Source organism: Bradyrhizobium sp. DOA1 (assembly GCF_001593325.1).
GTDB lineage: Bacteria > Pseudomonadota > Alphaproteobacteria > Rhizobiales > Xanthobacteraceae > Bradyrhizobium.
Window position 1 is genome coordinate 197,466 of sequence record NZ_JXJM01000001.1, and the last position, 24,215, is coordinate 221,680.

At 65.5% G+C, this 24,215-nt stretch carries 19 protein-coding genes and 1 pseudogene; 8 read left to right on the forward strand and 12 right to left on the reverse strand.

Annotated elements, in window-relative coordinates; translation table 11 throughout:
• The first annotated feature begins 85 nt into the window (after positions 1-85).
• Positions 86-961, forward strand: coding sequence for a UTP--glucose-1-phosphate uridylyltransferase GalU (gene galU, locus SE91_RS00915; RefSeq protein WP_008546654.1), 876 nt, complete (start codon positions 86-88; stop codon positions 959-961).
• 175 nt (positions 962-1,136) lie between these two features.
• Here galU and SE91_RS00920 read toward each other — a convergent pair whose 3' ends face one another.
• On the reverse strand, positions 1,137-2,633 hold the full coding sequence (locus tag SE91_RS00920; protein WP_061846246.1) for a sensor domain-containing diguanylate cyclase: 1,497 nt from the start codon (positions 2,631-2,633) through the stop codon (positions 1,137-1,139).
• Positions 2,634-2,775: 142 nt separating this feature from the next.
• Between SE91_RS00920 and SE91_RS00925 the strand changes: the two genes are divergently transcribed.
• The gene (locus SE91_RS00925; protein ID WP_061846247.1) at positions 2,776-3,039 is read left to right on the forward strand and encodes a DUF7662 domain-containing protein; all 264 of its coding nucleotides are present in this window, start codon (positions 2,776-2,778) and stop codon (positions 3,037-3,039) included.
• Positions 3,040-3,190: 151 nt separating this feature from the next.
• Here SE91_RS00925 and SE91_RS00930 read toward each other — a convergent pair whose 3' ends face one another.
• Together SE91_RS00930 and SE91_RS00935 are read right to left on the reverse strand one after the other, a co-directional pair.
• The gene (locus tag SE91_RS00930; protein ID WP_061846248.1) at positions 3,191-6,067 is read right to left on the reverse strand and encodes an EAL domain-containing protein; all 2,877 of its coding nucleotides are present in this window, start codon (positions 6,065-6,067) and stop codon (positions 3,191-3,193) included.
• Between the two features lie 153 nt (positions 6,068-6,220).
• A complete protein-coding gene (locus tag SE91_RS00935; protein WP_061846249.1) occupies positions 6,221-7,219 on the reverse strand; it encodes an NAD(P)H-quinone oxidoreductase in 999 nt (332 codons plus the stop codon).
• Positions 7,220-7,333: 114 nt separating this feature from the next.
• On the opposite strand from SE91_RS00935, the gene SE91_RS00940 reads away from it, so the two are divergent.
• Complete coding sequence (locus SE91_RS00940) at positions 7,334-7,525, forward strand: DUF1192 domain-containing protein (protein WP_061846250.1); 192 nt, start codon at positions 7,334-7,336, stop codon at positions 7,523-7,525.
• Between the two features lie 507 nt (positions 7,526-8,032).
• Entirely contained in the window at positions 8,033-8,542 is a 510-nt protein-coding gene (gene rcdA, locus SE91_RS00945) for a protease adaptor protein RcdA (protein ID WP_061846251.1), read from the forward strand.
• Positions 8,543-8,719: 177 nt separating this feature from the next.
• On the opposite strand, the gene rpmE is transcribed toward rcdA, so the two are convergent.
• Positions 8,720-8,947: a 50S ribosomal protein L31 gene (rpmE, locus tag SE91_RS00950; RefSeq protein ID WP_025034016.1), complete on the reverse strand. Its 228-nt coding sequence runs from the start codon at positions 8,945-8,947 to the stop codon at positions 8,720-8,722.
• Positions 8,948-9,143: 196 nt separating this feature from the next.
• Here rpmE and SE91_RS00955 point away from each other — a divergent pair, with 196 nt between their 5' ends.
• Complete coding sequence (locus tag SE91_RS00955; protein ID WP_061846252.1) at positions 9,144-10,994, forward strand: ABC transporter ATP-binding protein/permease; 1,851 nt, start codon at positions 9,144-9,146, stop codon at positions 10,992-10,994.
• A gap of 164 nt (positions 10,995-11,158) precedes the next feature.
• On the opposite strand, the gene SE91_RS00960 is transcribed toward SE91_RS00955, so the two are convergent.
• The 4 genes from SE91_RS00960 to SE91_RS00975 form a co-directional block, all read right to left on the reverse strand.
• Positions 11,159-11,359: a hypothetical protein gene (locus tag SE91_RS00960; protein ID WP_008546606.1), complete on the reverse strand. Its 201-nt coding sequence runs from the start codon at positions 11,357-11,359 to the stop codon at positions 11,159-11,161.
• 79 nt (positions 11,360-11,438) lie between these two features.
• On the reverse strand, positions 11,439-11,879 hold the full coding sequence (locus SE91_RS00965) for a GNAT family N-acetyltransferase (RefSeq protein ID WP_156489396.1): 441 nt from the start codon (positions 11,877-11,879) through the stop codon (positions 11,439-11,441).
• A gap of 118 nt (positions 11,880-11,997) precedes the next feature.
• A complete protein-coding gene (locus tag SE91_RS00970; protein ID WP_061846254.1) occupies positions 11,998-13,026 on the reverse strand; it encodes a peptidoglycan -binding protein in 1,029 nt (342 codons plus the stop codon).
• Between the two features lie 149 nt (positions 13,027-13,175).
• The gene (locus SE91_RS00975; protein WP_061846255.1) at positions 13,176-14,195 is read right to left on the reverse strand and encodes a hypothetical protein; all 1,020 of its coding nucleotides are present in this window, start codon (positions 14,193-14,195) and stop codon (positions 13,176-13,178) included.
• A 166-nt stretch (positions 14,196-14,361) separates the two neighbouring features.
• Between SE91_RS00975 and SE91_RS00980 the strand changes: the two are divergent.
• The 3 genes and pseudogenes from SE91_RS00980 to SE91_RS00990 all read left to right on the forward strand — a co-directional run bounded on the left by SE91_RS00980 (position 14,362) and on the right by SE91_RS00990 (position 20,165).
• Positions 14,362-15,391: pseudogene (locus tag SE91_RS00980) on the forward strand (SAM-dependent methyltransferase).
• A gap of 231 nt (positions 15,392-15,622) precedes the next feature.
• On the forward strand, positions 15,623-16,819 hold the full coding sequence (locus tag SE91_RS00985) for an efflux RND transporter periplasmic adaptor subunit (RefSeq protein WP_156489398.1): 1,197 nt from the start codon (positions 15,623-15,625) through the stop codon (positions 16,817-16,819).
• A gap of 184 nt (positions 16,820-17,003) precedes the next feature.
• On the forward strand, positions 17,004-20,165 hold the full coding sequence (locus tag SE91_RS00990) for a multidrug efflux RND transporter permease subunit (RefSeq protein WP_060737145.1): 3,162 nt from the start codon (positions 17,004-17,006) through the stop codon (positions 20,163-20,165).
• Between the two features lie 71 nt (positions 20,166-20,236).
• On the opposite strand, the gene SE91_RS00995 is transcribed toward SE91_RS00990, so the two are convergent.
• The 4 genes from SE91_RS00995 to SE91_RS01010 form a co-directional block, all read right to left on the reverse strand.
• Complete coding sequence (locus SE91_RS00995; protein WP_060737144.1) at positions 20,237-21,022, reverse strand: inositol monophosphatase family protein; 786 nt, start codon at positions 21,020-21,022, stop codon at positions 20,237-20,239.
• A gap of 112 nt (positions 21,023-21,134) precedes the next feature.
• On the reverse strand, positions 21,135-22,205 hold the full coding sequence (locus tag SE91_RS01000; RefSeq protein ID WP_061846256.1) for a tetratricopeptide repeat protein: 1,071 nt from the start codon (positions 22,203-22,205) through the stop codon (positions 21,135-21,137).
• An 8-nt stretch (positions 22,206-22,213) separates the two neighbouring features.
• Positions 22,214-22,897, reverse strand: a complete 684-nt coding sequence (locus SE91_RS01005) for a thiamine phosphate synthase (RefSeq protein ID WP_061846257.1) — start codon at positions 22,895-22,897, stop codon at positions 22,214-22,216.
• A 3-nt stretch (positions 22,898-22,900) separates the two neighbouring features.
• Positions 22,901-23,941 carry a class I fructose-bisphosphate aldolase gene (locus SE91_RS01010; RefSeq protein WP_061846258.1) on the reverse strand — a complete coding sequence of 347 codons (1,041 nt, stop codon included), beginning with the start codon at positions 23,939-23,941 and terminating at the stop codon, positions 22,901-22,903.
• Between the last annotated feature and the right edge of the window lie 274 nt (positions 23,942-24,215).

The following is a 24,215-nucleotide window of genomic DNA, read 5'->3' on the forward strand; positions in this document are numbered from 1 at the left end:
CCCACATCCGCCTTTGTTGGCGGCTGCAAACAGGTTAGCAAGTCACCATTGCTCCGTTCACGTCCTCAGGTATTCGATCGCCCCCATGAAAATTCGCAAAGCCGTATTCCCCGTCGCCGGCCTCGGCACCCGCGTACTGCCCGCCACCAAGGCGATGCCGAAGGAAATGCTGACCATCGTCGACAAGCCGCTGATCCAGTACGTCTATGACGAGGCGAGGGAGGCCGGCATCGAGCATTTCGTCTTCGTCACCGGTCGCAACAAGAACGTGATCGAAGATCATTTCGACCGGATGTTCGAGCTCGACGCGACGCTCAGTCAGCGCGGCAAGAAGGCCGAGCAGGAGATTCTGGCGCAGAACCAGCCCGAGGCCGGCGCCGTCAGCTTCACCCGCCAGCAGGCGCCGCTCGGTCTCGGCCACGCGGTCTGGTGCGCGCGCGACATCGTCGGCAACGAGCCGTTTGCGGTCGTGCTGCCCGACGAGCTCGTGCTCAACACGCCCGGCTGCCTGAAGCAGATGATCGAGATGGCGTCCTCGCTCGGCGAGAAATCGAATCTGGTCGCGGTCGAGGCGGTGCCCGACCATCTCACCCATCAATACGGCATCTGCGGCGTCGGAAAACGCACCGGCAAGATGTTCGAGGTCGACGGCATGGTCGAGAAGCCGGCCAAGGGCACGGCGCCCTCCAACCTCTCGATCACCGGCCGCTACATCCTCCAGCCGGAGATCTTCAAGATCCTGGAGACCCAGGAGCGCGGCGCCGGCGGCGAGATCCAGCTCACCGACGCCATGATCGGCCTTGCCAAGACGCAGAAATTCTACGGTGTCGAATTCGAAGGCGAGCGCCACGATTGCGGCTCCAAGCCCGGCTTCCTCCGCGCCAACATCGCCTACGGCCTGAAGCGCCCGGAATTGCGCGACGGGCTGATCGCGGAGATGAAAAAGTATCTGGGGCAGTAGCGGGCGTTATCTCTCGACTCGTCATTGCGAGGAGCGAAGCGACGAAGCAATCCAGGCTGCCTCCGCGGAGGCAGTCTGGATTGCTTCGCGAGCCTGTCATCGGGCCGCGCTAAGCGCGGACCCGTTGCCTCGCAATTGTGAACATGCACAGCAATGACGACGGCTGGAGAGTTCGTCACGCCACCAGCGACAGTTGCGGCAGACTCGCGACCGCTGACTGGTTGCGGCCCCCGGCTTTCGCCCCATAGAGCGCCTTGTCGGCGGCGGCGACCAGGACCGGCCAGTCCATGCCGGCAACGGGAACTAGGCTGGCGATGCCGCAGGACACCGTCGAGATGGTCTGCTCGTCGGACCAGCCCTGCACCTTGAGGCGGATCGTCTCGGCGACTTTGAAGGCGTCGCTGGCCGAAATGTTCGGCAGCAGCACCGCGAACTCCTCGCCGCCATAGCGGGCGGCGCAGTCGCCAGGCCGGCTCACCGAATCCGAAATGCAGATGGCGATGCCGACCAACACCTGGTCGCCGGCCTGATGCCCGAACGTGTCGTTGTAGGCCTTGAAGTGATCGGCATCGATCATCAGCAGCGCGAGCGGCGCCTTCTGGCGCATCGCACGCCGCCACTCGACGTCGATCACGGCATCGAACTTGCGGCGGTTCTTCAGGCCGGTGAGGGCGTCCGTCGTCGCCATCTCCTCGAGCTTGCGCTCGGCCTCGGCGCGCCGTCCGATCTCGCGCGCAAGCACCAGGGTCGAGGCCAGCACGAACAGGATGAGTGCCACGACCACGGCGCCGATGCGATAGGCCTCTCTCTGCCACAGCTCGAACACGGCGTTCAGCGGCTTGCCTGCCACCACGAACAGCGGTCCACTGCCGCCGCTGCGGGCATAGAGCCTCGGCGTCGGATCGACCGGTCCCTGCCCAGAATAGGAGGCGCCGGCGGGCAGATTGTCCGCCTTCCAGCTCCGATGGTCGTTCAGATTCGTTCCAATGATGTCGAGATCGAACGGCCGCCGCATCATGATGGTGCGGTCGCGCTTGAGCACGGTGATGGTGTCGTCGGGGTCGAGGCTCAGCCGATCGAACAATTCATGGAAATAGCTGAAACGGATCGAGCCGGTGACGACGCCCATGAAGCCGCCATCGGCATCGCTGATGCGCCGGCTCAGGACGATGGAATAGGCACCGCGAAACAGCATGGGACGGCTGATGAAGAGCCCGGCGCCGGGATTGTCGCGATGAACCCTGAAGTAATCCTCCTCGCGCCGATTCTCGGTGAGGGGATCGAGCGTGGAGGCGTCCATGATCAGCCGTCCCTCGGCATCGAATACCTGGATGGCGCCGAAATGCCTGGCGTTGGTCGCATGGTCGAACAGGATCAGGTGGCGGATCGGCTTGGAGACCGTCGCGAGCTCGGGCAGCAGCATGTTGCTGGCGACCGCCTTCAGCGAGAGATCGTAGATCTCGACGTTCCGGCTGACGTCGGACTCGATCGTCGTCGCCAGATTCTCCAGCGTCTGGCGGGCGAGCGCCTCCTCGCCGCGGCGCATGTCCAGCATCACGTTGACGCAAATGGCGGAGAAGCCGATCACCGTCACCACGGACGAGATGATCAGCAGTTTCGCCGAAATCCGCCACGGCCGACGGGCCGTGTTCTCGCGCCATCCAGACAGCATCGCTCGCTCCCGATCCTAGTGGATGCGCCCGAAAGCTTGCGTAGTGTTTAAGGCGGGACGGCGCTGCCGCAATGAGTTAAGAAACGGTTCATGCGGCGCACGGTTTTGGGCAGCCTCATGTGAGCGGGACGAGAGGACGATTGTGAACGACTACCAGGCGTTGCGTGACTATCTGATGCGGCAAAAGCAGGACGAGTTCGTGCTGAGCTTCGAGCAGATCGAGGAGATCATCGGTGCGGCCCTGCCGCGCGCGGCGAACCGCGCCTCCTGGTGGGACAGCCTGCGCAGCCCCGACATCCAGATGCCGCAACGCGAAGCCTGCCTGGCCGCCGGCTTCGTGGCGACGCGGATGCCGGACGGTGCGAGCGTTCGGTTCAGGAAGCAGAAGGGCGGGCGGCGGCGATAGCGGCGGCTAGGTCGGTGCAGATCCCTCGAAAACAAACAGTATTGTAGGGTGGGCAAAGCGAAGCGTGCCCACCATAAGCTAGAGCGGCATGCGGGAAGAAATGGTGGGCACGGCGCAAGTGCGCCTTTGCCCACCCCTACGGGACTCGTGATCAGCTCGCAGCTTCGAGCCGCACTTCCGTCAGCAGGCGCATCGCGGCATCCGCGTCCATCGGTTCGCCGAAGGCAAAGCCCTGCGCGTATTCGCAGCCCATCTGGTAGAGCTCGACCGCATCGGAATCGGTCTCGGCGCCTTCCGCCACAACGTCCATGCCGAGGTCGTGCGCGAGCGCGATGATCGACTTCAGGATCACCGGACGCGTGCCGCGGCTGGTGGTGCGCACGAAGGACTGGTCGATCTTGATGGTGTCGAACGGGAAGCGCTGGAGATAGGCCAGCGAGGAATGGCCGGTGCCGAAATCGTCGAGCGAGAGGCCGGTGCCGAGCTCGCGGATTCGCGTCAGCATCTGTGCCGCGTGCTCCGGATTCTCCATCACCAGCGATTCCGTCAGCTCCAGCTTCAGCGTGCCGCGCGCCACCGAGGAGCGCGACAGCACGGTGCGGACATCGTGAATGAGATCATGACGGAGCAATTGCCGTGACGACACGTTGACCGAGGCGAAGATCGGCTCGCGCGAGCGCATCGCGCGCTGCCACACCGAGAGCTGCTTTGCGGTCTGGTCGAGCACGAACATGCCGAGATCGACGATCAGGCCGGTCTCTTCCGCGATCGTGATGAATTCCGACGGCGCCATGCGTCCGAGCTTCGGATGGTCCCAGCGTGCCAGGGCCTCGAAGCCGGCGATCGAGCGATCCTCCAGCCGCACGATCGGCTGGTACAGGATGGTGATCTCCTGCCGCTCGATGGCGCGGCGCAGTTCGCTCTCCAGCGTCAGGCGGTCGGTCTTCCGCGCGCGCATCGCCGGCTTGTAGACATCGATGCGGTCGCCGCCGATGCGCTTGGAGTGATACATCGCGAGCTCGGCGTCCTTGATGATCTCGTCCGTGAGCTGGACTTGCGGGTCGGAGAGCGCGAGGCCGATCGAGGCTGTGAGGAAGATCTCGCGGTCGTTGAAGGCGATCGGGGCGCGGATGGTCTTGCGGATGGTTTCGGCGAAAGCCGTGATGCGCGCCGGGTCCTGCTCCGACAGCAGGATCAGGCCGAACTGGTCGCCGGCCATCCGTGCCAGCGTGTCCTGCGGCTTCAGGATGCGGGTGAGGCGGCGGGCGAGGGTGAGCAGGATGGAATCGCCGACCGCGATGCCGACGGAATCGTTGACCTGCTTGAAGCGGTCGAGGTCGATCACCATCAGCGTCGGCCGCAGCGTCGGCATGGACTTGGCGAAATGCGCGACCGCACCCAGCCGATCCATGAACAGCTTGCGGTTGGGCAGGCCAGTGAGATTGTCATGCACGGAATCGTGCAGCAGGCGCTCTTCGGCGTTGCGCAGCTCGGTGACGTCGGTCAGCGTTCCGACCACGCGCGAGACCTCGCCGTCGGAGCCGACCACCGGCCGCGCCTTCAGCGCGAACCACATGAAGTGACCGTCGGGGGTGCGCAAACGGAAATCCTGGACCAGGCGGCCGCGGCGCTGGTCGAGCACGCTGTCGAGCGCGGCGCGGAAGCGATCCTGGTCGAGCGGGTGCAGCACCTCTAGCCAGGACGCGGCCGGGCCTTCCAGCGTGCCGCGCTTGAGGCCGAGCAGGGCCTCGGTCTCCGGGCTGGTGAAGACCTTGTCGGCGGAGACGTCCCAGTCCCAGATCAGATCGCCCGAGCCGGCCAGCGCCAAGGCCCGCCGCTCGATGTCGGAGACGACGCCGGTGCTGGCGCTGCCGCCGGCGAAGGCGTGCTGCATCACCGTGAAGCCGATCAGCATCACGATCAGCACGAGGCCGCCGAGCAGCGCCGGGCCGACGATGTCGTTGGTGACGGAGCCGGCGACCGTCATGCCGGCCGCGACCACCCAGACCACCAGCAGGAACCAGGTCGGGATCAGCAGCACCGCACGGTCGAAGCCGTGGGTGGAGAGATAGACGATCAGCGCAAAGCCGGCGAAGGCGATCAGCACCAGCGACATGCGGGCGATGCCGGAGGCAACGGCCGGATCGAACAGCGCCAGAGCAACCAGGGCCCCGAGGAAGAGCAGCCAGAGCACCGTGATGTGCGAGTAGCGCACATGCCATCGACTGAGGTTGAGATAGGCGAACAGGAACACCAGCAGCGTCGCCGCCAGGATCGCCTCGCCCGCCGCGCGCCAGATGCGCTCGGCGTTGTTCGACATGTCGAGCACCTTGCCCCAGAAGCCGAAATCGACGCCGATATAGACCAGCACCGCCCAGGCCAGCGCCGCCGCGGCCGGGAACATGATGCTGCCCTTCACCACGAACAGGATGGTCAGCACCAGCGCGAGCAAGCCGGAGATGCCGATCACGATGCCCTGATACAGCGTGAACGAGTTGACCTTGTCCTTGTAGGCTTCCGGCTCCCACAGATAGAGCTGCGGCAGCTTGTCGGTGCGCAGCTCCGCAACGAAGGTGACGACGGCGCCGGGGTCGAGCGTGATACGGAACACGTCCGCGGTGGCGCTTTCCTGACGTTCGGGCCGGTCGCCGATCGAGGGCGTGATGGTCGCGATGCGCGACAGGCCGAGGTCCGGCCAGAGCAGCCCCGAGGAGACGATGCGATAATGCGGGGCGACGATCAGGCGGTCGAGCTGGTCATCGGTGTTGTTGGCGAGCGCGAACACCACCCAGTTCTGGCCGCCTTCGCGGGCGCGCACCTCGATGCGGCGGACGATGCCGTCGGTGCCGGGCGCTGTCGAGACCTGGATGCGGTCGGCGTCGCTGCGCTGGTGATCGATCACGCCGGTGAGGTCGATCGCGGCCGCGTCACTGCGAACGCTGACAGCGTCGAGCGCGCGTGCAGGGGACGCGGCAACGAGCATCATGAGGCCCAGCGCGATGGGCGCGAGGCACCTGATCAGACGCAAGGTCAGTTCTCCGCGTTCGACGCAAACTTCGAGTGCAAGGCGATTCTTAAGAGGCGATTTCAAACCGAACGGACGTGGTTCGGTGCGTCGCGATAGATGCCACGAAAGCGAGGAAAATCAAAGACTTTCCGCCCGGCCCTGTGGGCCGGCGGCCTACACCTCCAACACAATTTTGCCAATATGTGCGCTGGTTTCCATGCGCCGGTGCGCATCGGCTGCCTTTTCCAGCGGGAAAGCGCTGTCCATCAGCGGCTTGATGCGGCCTTCGCGCAAAAGCGGCATCACCTTCTGTTCGATCGCGGCGACCATGGCCGCCTTGTCCGCATTACTACGGGGGCGCAGCGTCGAGCCGGTATGGGTGAGGCGCTTCACCATCACCTTGGCGATGTTGACGCTGACCTTGGGGCCATTGAGCGTCGCGATCTGCACGATACGGCCGTCGACCGCGGCGGCATCATAGTTGCGGTCGACATAGTCGCCGGCGACCATGTCGAGGATCAGATTGACGCCGGCCTTGTTGGTCTCTTCCTTGACCACGGCGACGAAGTCTTCGGTTTTGTAGTTGATGGCCCGGTCGGCGCCCAGCTTGAGGCAGGCATCGATCTTGTCCTGCGATCCGACGGTGACGAACACCTTCGCACCGAACGCTTTGGCAAGCTGGATCGCGAGGGTGCCGATGCCGGAGGAGCCGCCATGGATCAGCAGCGTCTCGCCGGCCTTGAGGCCTCCGCGCTCGAACACGTTGTGCCAGACCGTCATCAGGGTCTCCGGCAACGCGCCGGCTTCCTTGATCGAGAGCGAGGGCGGCACGCTTATGGCCTGGGCGTCCTGGGCGATGCAGTATTGCGCATAACCGCCGCCGGCGACGAGCGACATCACCTTGTCGCCGATCTTGTGCCGCTTGGCATTGCTGCCGACTGCCACCACTTCGCCCGCGATCTCCAGGCCCGGCAGGTCGCTGGCGCCGGGCGGCGGCGGATAGGCGCCGGAGCGCTGCGCGACGTCGGGCCGGTTCACGCCCGCGGCCTCGACCTTGACCAGGATCTCGTCAGGCCCGGGCTGCGGCACCGCGCGTTGTTCCGGCACCAGCACCTCCGGTCCGCCAGGCGTGGAGATGGCAACCACGGTCATTTGCGCGGGCAGCTTGTCCATGATGTGTCCTTGAGCAAAGGTGCGGGAGGAAACGAGGCCATTGCTTAGCCAGCGCGGTCCACGCTGGCAACCGCCCAGGCCCGTTTGGAGGACACGAACGCAGGAGGAACGAGGATGCCGACGGAAGACGACGACCGCCCGCGCAAGAAGATCAGCCATGAGATCGGACAGGATCTCTCACTGTTGTCGGTGGAGGAACTGACCGAGCGCGTGACCCTGCTCAAGACCGAGATCGCAAGACTGGAAGAAGCCGCCACCAGGAAGCGCGCCTCGCGCGATGCGGCGGATGGCTTTTTCAAGAAGTAGGAACTCTCGTGTCCCGGACGCGGTGCAGCGCGTAGCGCTGCTCCGCAGAGCCGGGACCCATGCCTCTCCAAACACCTCGGCCAAAAGGTTCTAGGCCCCGGCTCAGCAGTGCAGCACTTCGTGCCGCACCGCGTCCGGGGCACGAGACCTTAGATCGGCCACTGGCCGACATGGCTAACGAACTCTCAAAAATTTAGCTCGTTTACCGTCGATTAAGCTTTCGGGTTTATGACTGGCGCTGTCCTCGTTTGGACACCGAGTGGCTCCTGTCCACTCTGTTTGACGCCTCCCTGTTATCAACTTTCAAAGCCGCCGGTCTCCGGCGGCTCTTTTTTTGGCGTCTGCTCCCACATTCGGCGTCTTATCCCGGTTGCATTCCGAGGAATGACCCGCGGAAACCATATCCGCGCTTGTCACTGGACTCCGCGTCTTGCCCGCGCAATGATTTGTTCATCATAAGCCGGCGCCAAGCCGGACAGTCAAACAGTTGCGTAAGGGGCGTTAACCATGGAACGTTTGCAGGCCGACGGCGCTCTCGTTCAACTCAGCGAGCGGTTCACCAATTCTGCGGCGTTCGGCGTCCTGTTCCGCGAGGGTATGGATCTCGTCGAGGAGACCGCCGCCTATCTCGACGGCGCCGGCCGCACCGAGGCCAAGGCGCTCGACCGCGCCGTCAGCCTGACCTATGCGACCGAGAGCATGCGTCTCACCACGCGCCTGATGCAGCTCGCTTCGTGGCTGCTGCTGCACCGCGCGGTGAAGGAAGGCGAGATGACGCTGAGCCAGGCCAACCGCGAGAAGACAAAGGTCAAGCTCACCGCCGCCGATCCGGGCCCCGCCGACACAATCGAGAAGCTGCCCGCGCAGCTCCAGGATCTGATCCATCGCTCGATGAGCCTGCAGACACGCGTGCGCCGCCTCGACACCACCATCCACACCCCGCCGGCCGAGCACATGGCGATCGGCAACCCGCTGGTGCCGCATCTGAACGCGCTGAAGGCCGCGTTCGAGCGGTAGGCCATCGACAATCACACCGTCATTCCGGGGCGCGACAAAGTCGCGAGCCCGGAATCCATAACCACGATCGGGAGTATGGATTCCGGGCCCGCGCCAAAAGGCGCGTCCCGCAATGACGGCAAACAAAAACGCCCCTGGTCTCCCAGGGGCGTTTTTCGTCGCGGCCTTGCGGCCGGATCAATCCTTTTTGAGAAAGCCCGAAAACTTCTTCTGGAAGCGCGAGACGCGGCCGCCGCGGTCCATGATCTGGGCGTTGCCGCCGGTCCAGGCCGGGTGCGATTTCGGGTCAATGTCGAGGTTCAGCGTGTCGCCTTCCTTGCCCCAGGTGGAGCGGGTCAGGTACTCGGTTCCGTCGGTCATGACGACCTTAATCGTATGATAATTCGGGTGAATTTCGGCTTTCATGACAATTCCTCGGCGCCCCGGCGCCTTTCTGGGTGGCTAGCGAATGACGGATTTGGCCGGCTCTATACCTCACGACCCCCTGTAAAACAAGCCATAGCGCGCGCCGAACCGGGCGTCCCCCTAAGGGACTTCCCGGATTTGCCACTCCTGTTGCACCGGCCTATTGGGAGCTAACGAATGCAATGGGTTGGATCTCATGAGCGCAGTGGAACGGCTTGATGACCAATATGTCGATCAGCCCGAAATGAATTCCGCAGACACACCGTCGATCGAGACCGATCTGATCGAGCAGCCCGCCAAGGGCCGTGCGAAACTCCGGCCGCTGCTCGCGCTCGCGCCCTATGTGAGCCGCTATCGCGGCCGCGCCGCGCTCGCCTTCGTCGCGCTGACGGTCGCCGCGCTGACCACGCTGCTGGTGCCGGTCGCGGTGCGCCGGATGATCGATTTCGGCCTGACGCCCGAAGGCATCGAGCTGATCAACAGCTACTTCTCGGTGATGCTCGCGGTGGTCGGCGTGCTCGCGCTCGCGAGCGCCGCGCGCTACTACCTCGTGATGACGATCGGCGAGCGCATCGTCGCCGATCTCAGGCGCGACGTCTTCGGCCACCTGCTCTCGCTCTCGCCGACCTTCTTCGATTCCGCGCGCAGCGGCGAATTGATCTCCCGCCTCACCGCTGACACCACCCAGATCAAATCCGCCGTCGGCGCCTCGGTGTCGATCGCGCTGCGCAATCTGATGATGTTCCTCGGCGCCGCCGCGATGATGGTGATCACCAGCCCGAAATTGTCGGGCTTCGTGCTGCTCGTCATTCCCCTGATCGTGCTGCCGCTGGTCGCGTTCGGGCGCTGGGTGCGGCGGCTGTCGCGCAATGCGCAGGACACGCTCGCCGACGCTTCGGCCTATGCGGGCGAACTGGTCGGCGCGATCCGCACCGTGCAGGCCTATACCAGCGAGCAGTTCGCCGAAAAGCGTTTCGGCGGCAATGTCGAGCAGGCCTATGAAGCCGCGCGCACCTCGACCCAGGCTCGCGCGGTGCTCACCGCCATCATCATCTTCATCGTGTTCGCAAGCGTGGTCGCGATCCTCTGGATCGGCTCGCACGACGTGCTCACCGGTGCGATCTCACCGGGCCGGCTCGGCCAGTTCGTGCTCTATGCGGTGTTCGCCGCGGCAGGCCTCGGCCAGCTCAGCGAGGTCTGGGGCGAAGTGTCGGCGGCCTCCGGCGCGGCCGAGCGCCTGTTCGAGATCCTGCACGTGAAATCAGATATCACCGCGCCCGCCGCGCCACGTGCGCTGCCGATTCCTGCGCGCGGCGAGGTCGGGTTCGATCGGGTCAGCTTCGCCTATCCGGCGCGGCGCGACGTCAACGTGCTCGATGCCGTCTCCTTCAATGTGCGGCCCGGAGAGAAGGTTGCGATCGTCGGCCCCTCCGGCGCCGGCAAGAGCACGATCTTCCATCTGCTGCTGCGCTTCTACGATCCCAACAACGGCACGATTGCGCTCGACGGCGTGCCGGTCAGGTCCGCCGACCCGCACGACGTCCGCGCGCGCATCGCGCTGGTGCCGCAGGAATCGGTGGTGTTCGCAGCAAGCGCCCGCGAGAACATCCGCTTCGGCCGGCCCGATGCGACCGATGCCGAAGTCGAGCGCGCCGCCGAGCTCGCGCATGCCGCCGAGTTCATCCGCCGCCTGCCGGAAGGCTTCGAGACGGCGCTCGGCGAACGCGGCGTGACGCTCTCCGGCGGCCAGCGCCAGCGCATCGCCATCGCGCGCGCCATCCTGCGCGATGCGCCGCTGCTGCTGCTCGATGAAGCTACCTCCGCGCTCGACGCCGAAAGCGAGACGCTGGTGCAGACCGCGTTGGAAGAACTGATGCGCCATCGCACCACGCTGGTGATCGCGCACCGCCTCGCCACTGTCCTGTCCTGCGACCGCATCCTGGTGATGGACCAGGGCAGGATCGTCGAGCAGGGCACGCATGCCGAGCTCGTCGCTGCGAACGGCCTCTATGCAAGACTGGCGCGGTTGCAGTTCGAGGGCGCGTGAGAGGGCTTCGATTGTCGCCACAACGACGGCGTCATCGCCCGCGCAGGCGGGCGATCCAGTACTCCGAGCCAGTCGTGACCAATCGAGAAGCTGCGGCGTACTGGATTCCCCGCCTTCGCGGGGAATGACAGTTGAGATTGTGGCGGAAGCTTCGCGTACGGATGCTATTCGCACTTCGGTGAGAGCGCCGGCACGTTCGGCCACAGCCAATTCTTCCAGCTGCCGTCCTCGCCGACGCAGGCTGCAGGACCGTTCGTAGCGAGCTGCGGCGCAAAGCGCCGGTCGACATAGGCCGTCGACACATAGAAGGCGATGATCACGCCGACAAAGACCGAGGAACCCTTGGCGAGATCGCGCAGCTGCATCGATCGTCTCCATCTGCTTGTGATCGCTGCTCTGGCGACAACGACCAACGGACGTCCGGGGATCCCGATGTGACGTGCTTCACGCCCGCCATTGCATCTTCAGCACCGGCCGGCCCGAGGTCGGGTTGACGTCGTCGCCGGCATGAACGAACCCGTTGCGCTCGTAGAAGCGGATGGCGCGGGAATTGTCCTTGTTGACGAGCAGCGTGACGCCCGATGGCGACAGCCGCTTGGCCTCGTCCACCAACCGCCTTGCGGCATCCGAGCCCCAATGGGCGGGATCGACCACGAGCTGGTCGAGATAGCCGTCGCCGTCGATGGTGACGAAGCCGGTGAGGGCACCATCCTGTTCGGCGACGACGATGGACGCCTTCGGCACGAGGTCCTTGCGCCAGCGTTCGCGCCACCATTCCAACCGCGCCGCGAAGTCGATCTGCGGATAGGCCTGCTGCCAGCTGCGATGCCAGAGCGCGATCGCGGCGGCCTCGTCCTCGACGCGATAGGGGCGGAGGTGGATCATCGGGCTATACTCGTCATGACCGGGCTTGATCCGGCCATCCATCCACTTCGAAAGAATCCGTCTTGATGGATTGCCGGGTCAAACCCGGCAATGACGAGCTGTGGTGCATCTGACGCCACTACCGCTCCGTCAGCTTCAGCTCGATGCGGCGGTTGCGTTTGTAGGCCTCTTCCGTGTTGCCGGTGTCGAGCGGCTGGAATTCGCCGAAGCCGGCGGCGACAAGGCGCTGGGCGGGCACGCCGAGCGAGACCAGATACTGCACCACCGAAATCGAGCGCGCGGCGGACAGGTCCCAGTTCGACTTGAAGTTCAGCCCGGTGACCGGCCGCACGTCGGTGTGGCCGTCGACGCGCAGCACCCACGGGATGTCGCTCGGGATCTTCTTGTCGAGGTCGATCAGCGCGGTCGCCAGGGTGTCGAGCTCGGCGCGGCCCTCGGGCAGAAGCACCGCCTGACCGGTGTCGAAGAACACTTCGGACTGGAACACGAAGCGGTCGCCGACGATGCGGATGTCGGGTCGGTTGCCGAGGATGGCGCGCAGCCGGCCGAAGAACTCCGAGCGGTAGCGCGACAATTCCTGCACGCGCTGCGCCAGTGCGACGTTGAGGCGGGAGCCGAGATCGGCGATGCGGTTCTGCGATTCCTTGTCGCGCTTCTCGGAGGCGTCCAGCGCCTCTTCCAGCGCGGCCAGTTGCCGGCGCAGCGCGCTAATCTGCTGGTTCAGCACCTCGATCTGCGCCAGCGCCCGCGCCGAGACGGCTTTCTCCGAATCCAGCGCCTTGCCGAGTTCGGAGGTCTTGCCTTGCGCGTCATTGCCCGCGGCAGCCAGGCCGTCATAGAGGCCCTTGATGCGGTCGCGCTCGCTCTCTGCCGAGGCGAGCCCGGCCTTCAGCGACGAGACCTGATCGTCGAGCGTGAGCTTGCCGAGCTTCTCCAGCGACAGCAGCTCGTTGAGCTGCGCGATCTTGGCGTTGAGCTGCTCCAGCGCCTTGTCCTTGCCGGTGACCTCCTGCGACAGGAAGAACTGCACCACCAGGAAGACCGACAGCAGGAACACGATCGACAGCACCAACGTCGACAGCGCGTCGACGAAGCCGGGCCAGTAGTTGAGGCCGCCTTCGCTGCGGCGGGCGCGGGCTAGAGCCATTGTCGTCACTCTCCACTCTCGTGTCCCGGACGCGGCTAGCAGCGTGAAACGCTGCTGCGCAGAGCCGGGACCTAGCGTCTCTCTCGAATGGGCCCCGGCTCAGCGACGCAGCATTTCATGCTGCGTCGCGTCCGGGGCACGATACCGTCTCAACTCTTCTCCGGCTGGCGCGCGATCCGCTCCAGCAGCCGCCGGATCTCGCGGTTCTGCTCGCCCTGGCCGTCGGCCCATTCGCGAATCATCTGCTGCTCGGTGCGCATATGCGAGACCAGCGCCTGGATGGCTTCGGCAAGGCTCGCCATCGCCGCGGTGGTGCCGCGGCTGCCGCTGCCTTCTTCGAGCACGGAGCGCAAGCGTTCGACCATGGCCTGCAGCTCGCCGCTGGCCACAACGCCGCCGGCGACGGCGGGGGCGACCGCCAGCTCGCCGCTGCCATATTCGCGCACGGTGGTGGCGAGCCAGTCTTCCAGGTCGGTGTAGAAGCGGTTCTGGGCCTGGCTCGATTGCAGGTCGAGAAAGCCGAGGATCAGCGAGCCGGCGAGGCCGAACAGGGAGCTCGAGAACGAGATGCCCATGCCGCTGAGCGGGGCGGCGAGGCCCTCCTTGAGCGTGTCGAACAGCGCGCCGGAATCGCCCCCGACCTTGAGCCCGTCGATCACCTTGCCGACCGAGCCGACCGTCTCGATCAGGCCCCAGAACGTGCCGAGCAGGCCCAGGAAGACCAAAAGGCCGGTCATGTAGCGGGAGATGTCGCGGGCTTCGTCCAGGCGCGTCGCGATCGAATCGAGCAGGTGCCGCATGGTGGTCTGGGTGATGGTCATCCGCCCCGAGCGCTCGCCGCCGAGGATCGCCGCCATCGGCGCCAAGAGCTTCGGATGCCGGGACGGCGCGAGGCCGGGATCGGCGATGCGGAAATTGTTGACCCAGGACACTTCAGGGTAGAGTCGGATCACCTGGCGGAAGGCCAGGATGATGCCGATGAACAGCACGCCGCCGATCAGGGCGTTCAGTCCGGGATTGGCGAAGAAGGCCTGGATGATCTGCTTGTAGAGCACCACGCCCACCAGCGCGCACAGCACCAGGAAGACCAGCATCCGCACCAGGAAGACGCTGGGCGAGGACAGTTTGGTGTACTCGATATCCATGGAGCGGGAAGTGCCAGACGGCATGGCAGGTATCATCCGTTACGAAGCTTGCTTGCGCGCGCACTATGGCACAGCGCCGGCCCAAAAAAAGCGCCGGATGCGCCGATTTCGGGGAGAGCTGGGGGAACCCGGGCCGGAAGCCGTGCTTTGTTAGACAGGTGTCTGCAAAAGCTCGCCATTCGGGGGCCGCATGAGCGTCGTTTCCGCGATCATCGGGACTGCCGAACGTGTGCCGTTACCCGACGTGGTGATCCGCGCCGCGATCCAGCGCCTGTGCTCGCGCACGGCGACGCGCCTGTCGGCGCGTGGGGGCGGCCGACGATGCCGCCTTCGCCGGGCGGATGATGCTGCGCCCGATCAGCGAAGACGCGGATGCCGCGAGCGGCCGCCTTGACGAGGTGCCAGCTTCGTTCTTCGCCAAGGTGCTCGGCCCCAACCGCAAATATTCCTGCTGCTTCTACAAGACCGATGCGACCACCTTGCAGGAGGCGGAGGAGGAGGCCCTGCGCCAGACGGTCGAGCATGCCGGTCTCGCCGACGGGCAGACCATCCTCGAGCTCGGCTGCGGCTGGGGCTCGCTGTCGCTGTGGATGGCCCGGCAGTTTCCGCACGCGAAGGTGACGGCGGTGTCGGCCTCGCAGGCGCAGCGCGCCTATGTCGAGGAGGAGGCGCGGCGGCGCGGGCTCCTGAATCTGCGCGTCGTCACCGCCGACATGAACGTGTTCGCACCCGACGGCCAGTTCGACCGCATCGTCTCGGTCGAGACCTTCGAGCACATGATGAACTGGCGCAAGCTGATGACCCGCCTGCGTGCATGGCTGGCGCCGGACGGGCGCGTCTTCATGCACGTGGTCTCCCACCGCTCTGGCTCCCATCTGTTCGACCGGGCCAATCGCGAGGACTGGATCGCGCAGCACGTGTTCACGAGCGGCTTGATGCCGAGCCATCACCTGGTCAGGCAGTTCGACGACATCTTCGCCATCGAGAAGGAATGGTGCTGGAGCGGGACACATTACCAGCACACCGCGAACGACTGGCTCGCCAATTTCGATACGCACCGCGACGCCATCGAGGCCTCCTTGCGCAGGGTCTATGGCGAAGAGACCGCACTCTGGATGCGGCGCTGGCGCTGGTACTTACTGGCGACATCGGGGCTGTTCGGGTACGCCGATGGAACCGAATGGGGTGTGAGTCACTATCGGATGAAAACCGCCGAGTAATTGCGATGTTCCGTCGCACACGTGCCGGTGGAACCTTGACTCACAATCAAGTGACCCCTCAAAAGCCTTCTTATTTCAATCATGTAAGCTGTGTGACAATGAGCCGCCCGCGTCATGCGTTGCATCGCAGCAGATGCATTCTATTTTGGCGGCATCAGCCGCGCGCAAATGGCCCAGAACGGGCCTCGCGCGAGCATGGTCAGTTTCAACAACATCGGGGCACCCAATTTCATGTCAGGACTTCGTGCGCGATCGGCATGCGTTGCAATGATGCTCGCGGCCCTGGCGCCGATGTTGGCAGGCTGTGACGAATCCAATTCCGCAGTTTCTTCCGCGCCACCGTCGGACCCTGACGTCAGCATCGTGATCGTGAAGCCGCAGTCGCGCGCCGTGGTGCGTGAGCTGCCGGGCCGCATCGCGCCGACCCGCGTCTCCGACGTGCGGCCGCGCGTCTCCGGCATCGTGGTGGAACGTCTGTTCCGCCAGGGCAGCGAGGTTAAGGCAGGCGATGCGCTCTACCGCATCGATCCGCGCCCGTTCGAGGTCGAGGTGCTAGCCAACGAGGCGGCGCTCGCCAAGGCCGAGGCCGCTGCGATGCAGGCGCACCAGCAGGCACGTCGCGTCGCCGCGCTCACCAAGGACCGTGCCGCGCCGGAGGCCGAGAACGAGAAAGCCATCGCTGCCGAGCGCCAGGCCCATGCCGAGGTCGAGGGCCGCAAGGCCGAGCTCGCGCGGGCCAAGCTCAATCTCGATTACGCCACCGTGCGCGCCCCGATCGACGGCGTCGTCGGTGCGGCCCTCGTCAGCGAGGGCGCGCTGGTGGTGCAGAACGAGACCAATCTCGCCACCATCCAGCAGCTGGATCCGATCTACGCCGATTTCACCCAGTCGGTGAATGAGCTCAACCAGCTTCGCCGCGCCTTCGAAACCGGCGATCTCGAGCGTATTGCGTCCGACGCCGCCAAGGTCCGCCTCGTGCTCGACGACAACACCACCTACGCGCTCGACGGCAAGCTGTTGTTCTCTGATGCCAAGGTCGATGCCCACACCGGCCAGGTGACGCTCCGCGGTCAGTTCCCCAACCCCAAGCGCGAGCTGCTGCCCGGCATGTATGTCCGTGTCCGTATCGATCAGGGTCTCGATTCGGACGCGATCGCCGTGCCGCAGCAGGCGGTCCAGCGCAACGGCGGCGGCGGCAGCGAGGTCTTCGTCGTCAAGGACGACAACCACATCGCCGTGCAGGCGGTGCGCACCGGCTCGGTGCAGGACGGGCTCTGGTTCGTCACCGAAGGCCTCAAGGCCGGCGACAAGGTCGTGGTCGAAGGCTTCCAGAAGTTCGCAGCCGGCGACAAGGTCAAACCGCAATCCTGGTCGGAAGCTGACGCGACCGCGGACAACCGGCACGCCGCCCAGCAGCTGACGCGGTAGCAGAACTGTACCGCACGTGACGTCCTCAATCCTGTGAGGAGCCCGCACAAGGCGGGTGTCTCGAACGATAGCCGGCGAGAGCCGGGCACTTCATGGTTCTCCCGGCGATGCGCAGCATCGTCCGGAGCGCGTTCCGCGCGGCTCGCCATGAGGAACCAGTGAAACAACGAGGGTAAAGCGGCTCATGCCGAGTTTCTTCATCGACAGGCCGATCTTCGCCTGGGTGGTCGCGCTGTTCATCTGTCTGATCGGCGCGATCGCTGTGCCGCTGCTGCCGATCGCGCAATACCCGATCATCGCGCCGCCCTCGATCTCGGTCTCGACCAGCTATCCCGGTGCCTCGCCCGAAAACCTCTACAACAGCGTCACGCGGCTGATCGAGGAGGAGCTCAACGGCGCCGCCAACATCCTCAACTTCGAATCGACCAGCGACTCGCTCGGCCAGGTCGAAATCATCGCCAACTTCCAGCCGGGCACCGATACCAGCGCCGCCTCGGTCGAGGTGCAGAACCGCATCAAGCGCGTCGAGGCGCGCCTGCCGCGCGCGGTGATGCAGCAGGGCATCCTGATCGAGGAAGCCTCCAGCGCGGTGCTTCAGATCATCACGCTGAACTCGACCGACGGCAGCTTGGATGAGGTCGGTCTCGGCGACTTCATGATCCGCAACGTGCTGGGCGAGATCCGCCGCATTCCCGGCGTCGGGCGCGCCACGCTGTATTCCACCGAGCGCAGCTTGCGCGTCTGGGTCGATCCGGCCAAGCTCGTCGGCTACGGCCTCACCGCCGACGACGTCAACAAGGCCATCACCGCGCAGAACGCGCAGGTCGCCTCCGGCAGCATCGGCGCCGAGCCGTCGACGTCGAACCAGCGCACCTCGGCGCTGGTGCTGGTCAAGGGCCAGCTGTCGTCCCCAGACGAGTTCGGCGCGATCATCCTGCGCGCCAATGCCGACGGTTCGACCGTGCGCCTGCGCGACGTTGCGCGCGTCGAGGTCGGCGGTCTCAGCTACCAGTTCAACACGCGCCTCGACGGCAAGCCGACCGCCGGTCTTTCGGTGCTGATGTCGCCGACCGGCAATGCGTTGGCGACCGCGAGCGCGGTCGAAGCCAAGATGAAGGAACTGTCGCGCTTCTTCCCGGCCAACATCACCTACGAGATTCCCTACAACATCACACCGGTGGTCGAGGCCTCGATCAAGAAGGTGCTGATGACCCTGGTCGAAGCCGTGGTGCTGGTGTTCGTGGTGATGTTCCTGTTCCTCCAGAACATCCGCTACACCATCATCCCGACCATCGTGGTGCCCGTGGCGCTTCTCGGTGCCTGCACCACGCTTCTGCTCGCCGGCTACTCCATCAACATGCTTTCGATGTTCGGCATGGTGCTCGCGGTCGGTATCCTCGTCGATGACGCCATCGTCGTGGTTGAGAACGTCGAGCGCATCATGGCCGAGGAAGGCCTGTCGCCGAAGGAAGCGACGCGCAAAGCCATGTCGCAGATCACCAGCGCCATCATCGGCATCACCCTGGTGCTGATGGCGGTGTTCGTGCCGATGGCGTTCTTCCCCGGTTCGGTCGGAATCATCTACCGGCAGTTTTCGGTCACCATGGTCGCCGCGATCGGCTTCTCCGCCTTCCTGGCGCTGTCGTTGACGCCGGCGCTGTGCGCGACCCTGCTCAAGCCCGTCGAGGCCGGTCACGGTCACGCGAAGGGAGGCGTGTTCGGCTGGTTCAACCGCATGCTCGAAGGCGCCAAGGAGCGCTATGCGCGCACCGTTGGCTTCTCGCTGGGCCGCACCGGCCGCCTGATGCTGGTCTATGCCGCGCTGCTGGTCGGCCTGTCCTGGGCCTTCGTCAACCTGCCCGGCGGCTTCCTGCCCGTCGACGACCAGGGCTTCATCACCACTGACGTGCAGACGCCGTCGGATTCGTCCTATGCCCGCACCGAGGCGGTGATCGAGAAGGTCGAGAAATATCTGGCGCAGCGGCCGGGCGTCGACAACGTCACCTTCCTCACCGGCTTCAGCTTCTCCGGCCAGGGCATGAACACCGCGCAGGCGTTCATCACCCTGAAGGATTGGTCGGAGCGCGGGCCGAAGGACTCCGCCGCCGCGATCGTCAACGACGTCAACCGCGACCTGGGCGCGTCGATCCGCGACGCGAAAATCTCGGCGCTGCAGCCGCCGCCGATCGACAATCTCGGCAACTCCTCAGGCTTCTCGTTCCGTCTCCAGGACCGCGGCCAGAAGGGCTATCCGCAATTGATGCGCGCCGCCGATCAGCTGATCGCCGAGGCCAATGCCAGCCCGGTGCTGCAGAAGGTCTATATCGAAGGCCTGCCCGAGGCGGGCGTGGTCAATCTCGTGATCGACCGCGAGAAGGCCGGCGCCTTCGGCGTCACCTTCGAGGACATCAACAACACGATCTCGACCAATCTCGGCTCAAACTACATCAACGACTTCCCGAACCGCGGCCGCATGCAGCGCGTCGTGGTGCAGGCGGACGCGCGCGACCGCATGCGGACCGAGGACATCCTCAACTACAACGTCAAGAACAGCCGCGGCCAGCTGGTGCCGTTCTCGTCCTTTGCGACCGTCGAATGGGCGCGCGGGCCGACGCAGATCGCCGGCTTCAACTATTATCCGGCGGTGCGCATCTCCGGTGAAGCCAGGGCCGGCTTCACCTCGGGCGATGCCATCGCCGAGATGGAGCGGCTCGCCGGCCGCCTGCCGCGCGGCTTCGGCTACGAATGGACCGGCCAGTCGCTCCAGGAGAAGCTCTCGGGCTCGCAGGCGCCGTTCCTGCTGGCGCTGTCGGTGTTCGTGGTGTTCCTGTGCCTTGCCGCACTCTACGAAAGCTGGACCATTCCGCTGGCGGTGCTGCTCACCGTGCCGCTCGGTATCGTCGGCGCGGTCGTCGCCGCGACGCTGCGGAGCCTGCCCAACGACGTCTACTTCACCGTCGGCCTGATCACCATCATCGGCCTCGCGGCCAAGGACGCGATCCTGATCATCGAGTTCGCGAAGGATCTGCGCAAGGAAGGCAAGCCGCTGGTCGAAGCCACCATCGAGGCCTGCCGCCTCCGTTTCCGCCCGATCCTGATGACGGGCCTTGCCTTCATCTGCGGCGTGCTGCCGATGGCCATCGCCCACGGCGCCGGCGGCGCCAGCCAGCAGGCGCTCGGCAGCGTCGTGATGGGCGGCATGATCGCGGTGGTGATCCTGGCGCTGCTGATGGTGCCGGTATTCTTCGTCTCGGTGCAGCGCGTGCTGGGCGGGGACCGAGAGCCGAAGGCAGAGAAGCAAGCCAAGCCGTATGGGCCGCCGGCGCGGGCACACACGGGTCATTGAGCGTCATTCCGGGCTCGCGCCAGGAGGCGCACCCGGAATGACGAGGCAGAGCAAGCGGCTTTCGCCGTTGCCTACTTCCTCAAAATCTTCACCAATTCCCCGTGCACGAACTCGTTGCCGCACACGACGTGCCCGGTGACCAGCGGATCGCCCGGCGTCGCGATGTCGCTCACGGTGCCACCGGCTTCGCGCACCATCAGCATGCCGGCGGCGATGTCCCAGGATTGCAGATCGCGCTCCCAATAGCCGTCGAGGCGGCCGGCGGCGACGAAGGCGAGATCGAGCGCAGCGGCGCCGAAGCGGCGCAGGCCCGCGACGCGGTCCTGGATCGCGGTCATCTCGCGCCGGAATTCCTCATGGTTGCCACGGCCGATATGGGGCAGGCCGCAGGCCACCACGCATTCATTGAGCTGACGGCGGCCGGCGACGCGCAGGCGCTGGTCGTTGAGGAAGGCACCCTTGCCGCGCTCGGCGATGTAGAGCTCGTCATTGGCGGGATTGTAGATCACACCGGCGATCACCGTGCCCTCGCGCACGAGGCCGATCGAGATCGCGAATTGCGGGATGCCGTGCAGGAAGTTGGTGGTGCCGTCCAAGGGATCGACGATCCAAGTGTGGCTCTTGTCGGTGCCCTCGCGGGTGCCGCCTTCCTCACCGATGAAGCCGTAGCCGGGCCGGGCCTTGGCGAGATCCTGGTAAAGGATCTCCTCGGCGCGCTTGTCGGCGAGCGAGACGAAATTCGCCGGTCCCTTCAGCGAGACCTGGAGATGCTCGATCTCGCCGAGATCGCGCTTGAGGCTGCGGCCGGCGCGGCGCGCGGCCTTGACCATGACGTTGATAGTGGCGGAGTACAGCATGGGCTTTCGGACTTGATCGGGGGAATGGCGCGAAATCGGCGCCTGTCTGGGGATGGGGTGCCCTGCGAGGCCGCTTCCGTCAAGTCATCGGGTCAACTCATTTGGTCCCAAGTCATTTTGTGCCAAGCCATTTCCTGGCTGCGGCCTCCGCCTTGGCCCGGTCCTCGGCCGGCAGATCGGACAATTGCTTGTCGAGTTCCGGGTCGCCCTTGCCGGCGGTCTTGGCCACCAGGTGCCATTTGAAGCCCTCGACCTTGTCCACGGTCGTGCCGACGCCATTGATCAGCACCCAGGCCAGCCGGTTCTGCGCAATCGCGCTGCCTTGGCGGGAAGCCTTGCGCAACAAAGCGACCGCGGCCGGCTGGTTCTTCGGCGTCCCGGTGCCGTTGAACATGGCGATGGCATATTCGACCTCGGCATCGACATTGTCGGCCAATGACGCCGCCTGGAGCAGCCGCACCGATCGTTCGGCATCCTTCGGCACGCCGGTGCCTTCCTTATAGAAGGTCGCGAGCGCGTACTGCGCCTCGGGCAGGCCGGCATCGGCGGCCTGGCGCAACAGCTCGGCGGAGCGCTTGACGTCCTGCGGCAGGGTCTGGCCGTCGAGATAGAGCAGTGCGAGATTGTAGGCCGCCTTGGGCTCGCCGAGCTTGGCAGCGGATGCCATCAGCTTCACCGCCTCGCCCTTGTCGACCGGGCCGCCGCGGCCGGACATGCGCAGCATGGAAAGCGCGAACATCGCCTCGCGGTCGCCGGCATCCGCAGCGCGCTTGTACCATTCGGCCGCCTTGGCGTAATCGCGGCGGATGCCCATGGCATTGGAATAGAGCTCGCCGAGCATGGTCATCGCCTTGGGATCACCCGCTTGCGCACGCGCTATGGCGAGCTCGAACGCGGTCTTGTACTGGCCGCGCTGATAGGCGCCGTACACCAGATCGACATTGGGATTGTCGGCCGGCGGCGCAGGGATCACGGTTGCGGGCTTGGGCGAGGCGGACGGCTTGGGGGATGGTGAAGCCTTCGGCGCCGGCGCCGCCTCCTTCTTGGCAGGCGCGGGCGGCTTGGGCTTCTGCTTTTCGGCCGGAGGGCTCGGCGTCGTCGCCGGCGGCGTTATCTGGAGCTGCGCCGCCGCAGGCGTCGTGAGCAGCAGCGTGGCCAGGATGGTGATGCGCGGGAGCTTCATGTCGGGCGCTAGCCGTGCTCCTGGCCCGCAGGATTTTGGCTTGCGGTCGCATAGGCCTTCTTGATCGCAGCATCGACCTCGATCAGTGCAGCCTTCGGCCCGCGCGGATCGGCCCAGATCAGCTCGCCGACCAGCACGAAATCGGCGCCGCTGGCGGCGAAGTCGTAGGCCTCTTCGAGCGAGGTGGCAAAGCCGACGCAGGGCGGCTCGAACAGCTCGGCCCACCAGTCCAGCCGTTCGGCGATCGCCTGCGAGGACGGGCGCTGGCCCTTTTCGTCGGGCTCGCCGAACAGCAAATAATCGGCGCCCATCTCGCCCGCGCTCATGGAATCGTGGCGCGTGGTAAGTCCGCCGACGCCGGCGATGCGATCGGGCTTGAGCGATGGCGCCGCTTCTTCCAGAGCAGCAAGGCCGGTGAGGTGGGCGCCGTCGGCGCCGCCACGCGCCACCAGCTCGGCATGGCCGTCGATCAGGAGCGCGGCGCCGGCCTTCTGCACCGGCGGCGCCAGGGCCTTGATGCGCGAGATCATGGTGCGCTGGTCCGTCTCCTTCAGCCGCAGCAGCACGGCCGCGACGTCGGCAGATGCAAGCAGGCCCGGCAGCTCGGCGACGAGCGCGGCTGGATCGTCGACGTCAGGCGTCGCAAGATAAAGACGCGGCGCCGGGCGCGGCGGAGGCGGTTTGTTCGACAAGATCTAGGCTGCCTTCTTTTCCAGGCTGCTTTGCCATTCGCCCTTGGACGCCAGTCCGTTCATGCGCGCGCGATGACTGAAGGCGGTTTGGCCGGCTGCGACGTTCTCGGCCTTGCCGGACCAGGCCTTCTGCGGCGCGGCTTGCAGCGCGCGGCCATAGGAGAAGGTCAGGCCCCAGGGCAGTGGGCCGAGCTTGTGCATAGCGTTGAGGTGGGCGGTCGCCTCTTCGTCTGACTGCCCGCCGGAGAGGAAGGCGATGCCGGGCACCGCGGCGGGCACACAAGACTTCAAGAGGCGCACGGTCTTCTCCGCGACTTCCTCGACGGGCGCCTGCCTTGCGCATTTCTTGCCTGAGATCGCCATGTTCGGCTTCAGCACCATTCCCTCGAGCGCGACGCGCTGCACGCGCAATTCCTGGAAGGTCTTGTTGAGCACGCGCTGGGTGACCTCATAGCAGCGATCGATGTCGTGGTCGCCGTCCATCAGCACTTCCGGCTCGACGATCGGCACGATCTGCGCGGCCTGGCACAATGCGGCGTAGCGCGCCAGCGCGTGGGCGTTGACGCTGATCGCGGTCATCGAGGGGATGCCCCGGCCGTCAGTGCCGCTGCCGATATCGATCACCGCGCGCCATTTGGCGAAACGCGCCCCGCGCTCGTAATATTTCTTCAGCCGCTCGGCGAGCTTGTCGAGCCCGACCGTGACCAGCTCGCCCGGACACATCGGCAGGGCCTGCGTGCCCTCGTCGACCTTGATGCCGGGAATGGCGCCGCTCTGTTCGATCAGCTTCACCAGCGGCGTGCCGTCTCTTGCGTCCTGCCAGATCGTCTCGTCATAGAGGATCACGCCGGAGATGTACTGGCTCATGGCCTCCGTGGAGCGGAACAGCATCTCGCGATAGTCGCGGCGGTTCGTTTCCGTCGATACCACGCCGATCGCGTCGAAGCGCTTTTTGATGGTGCCGGAGGATTCGTCGGCGGCAAGGATGCCCTTGCCCGGCGCGACCATGGCGGTCGCAATCTTGTTGAGCTCAGTCAGATTCATCGAGAGGTCCTCCCAAAGCGATTCTGCCCTTGCCCGTGAAAATAGACCGTTCTCGGGCAATTGCCGAGTTAACGTTCGTCGCAGGGCAAAGGGGGGAGGGATCGTAACATTGAAAAACGCTGTCATTCCGGGATGCGCCGCAAGGCGCAGGCCCGGAATCCATAACCCCAAGCTGTGGTTATGGATTCTCGGATGCGCAATTGCGCATCCCAGCTCGCCGCCTTGCGACGCCCCGGAATGACGGAGAGAGTGCCGGCCTACGCGAGCGGCGACG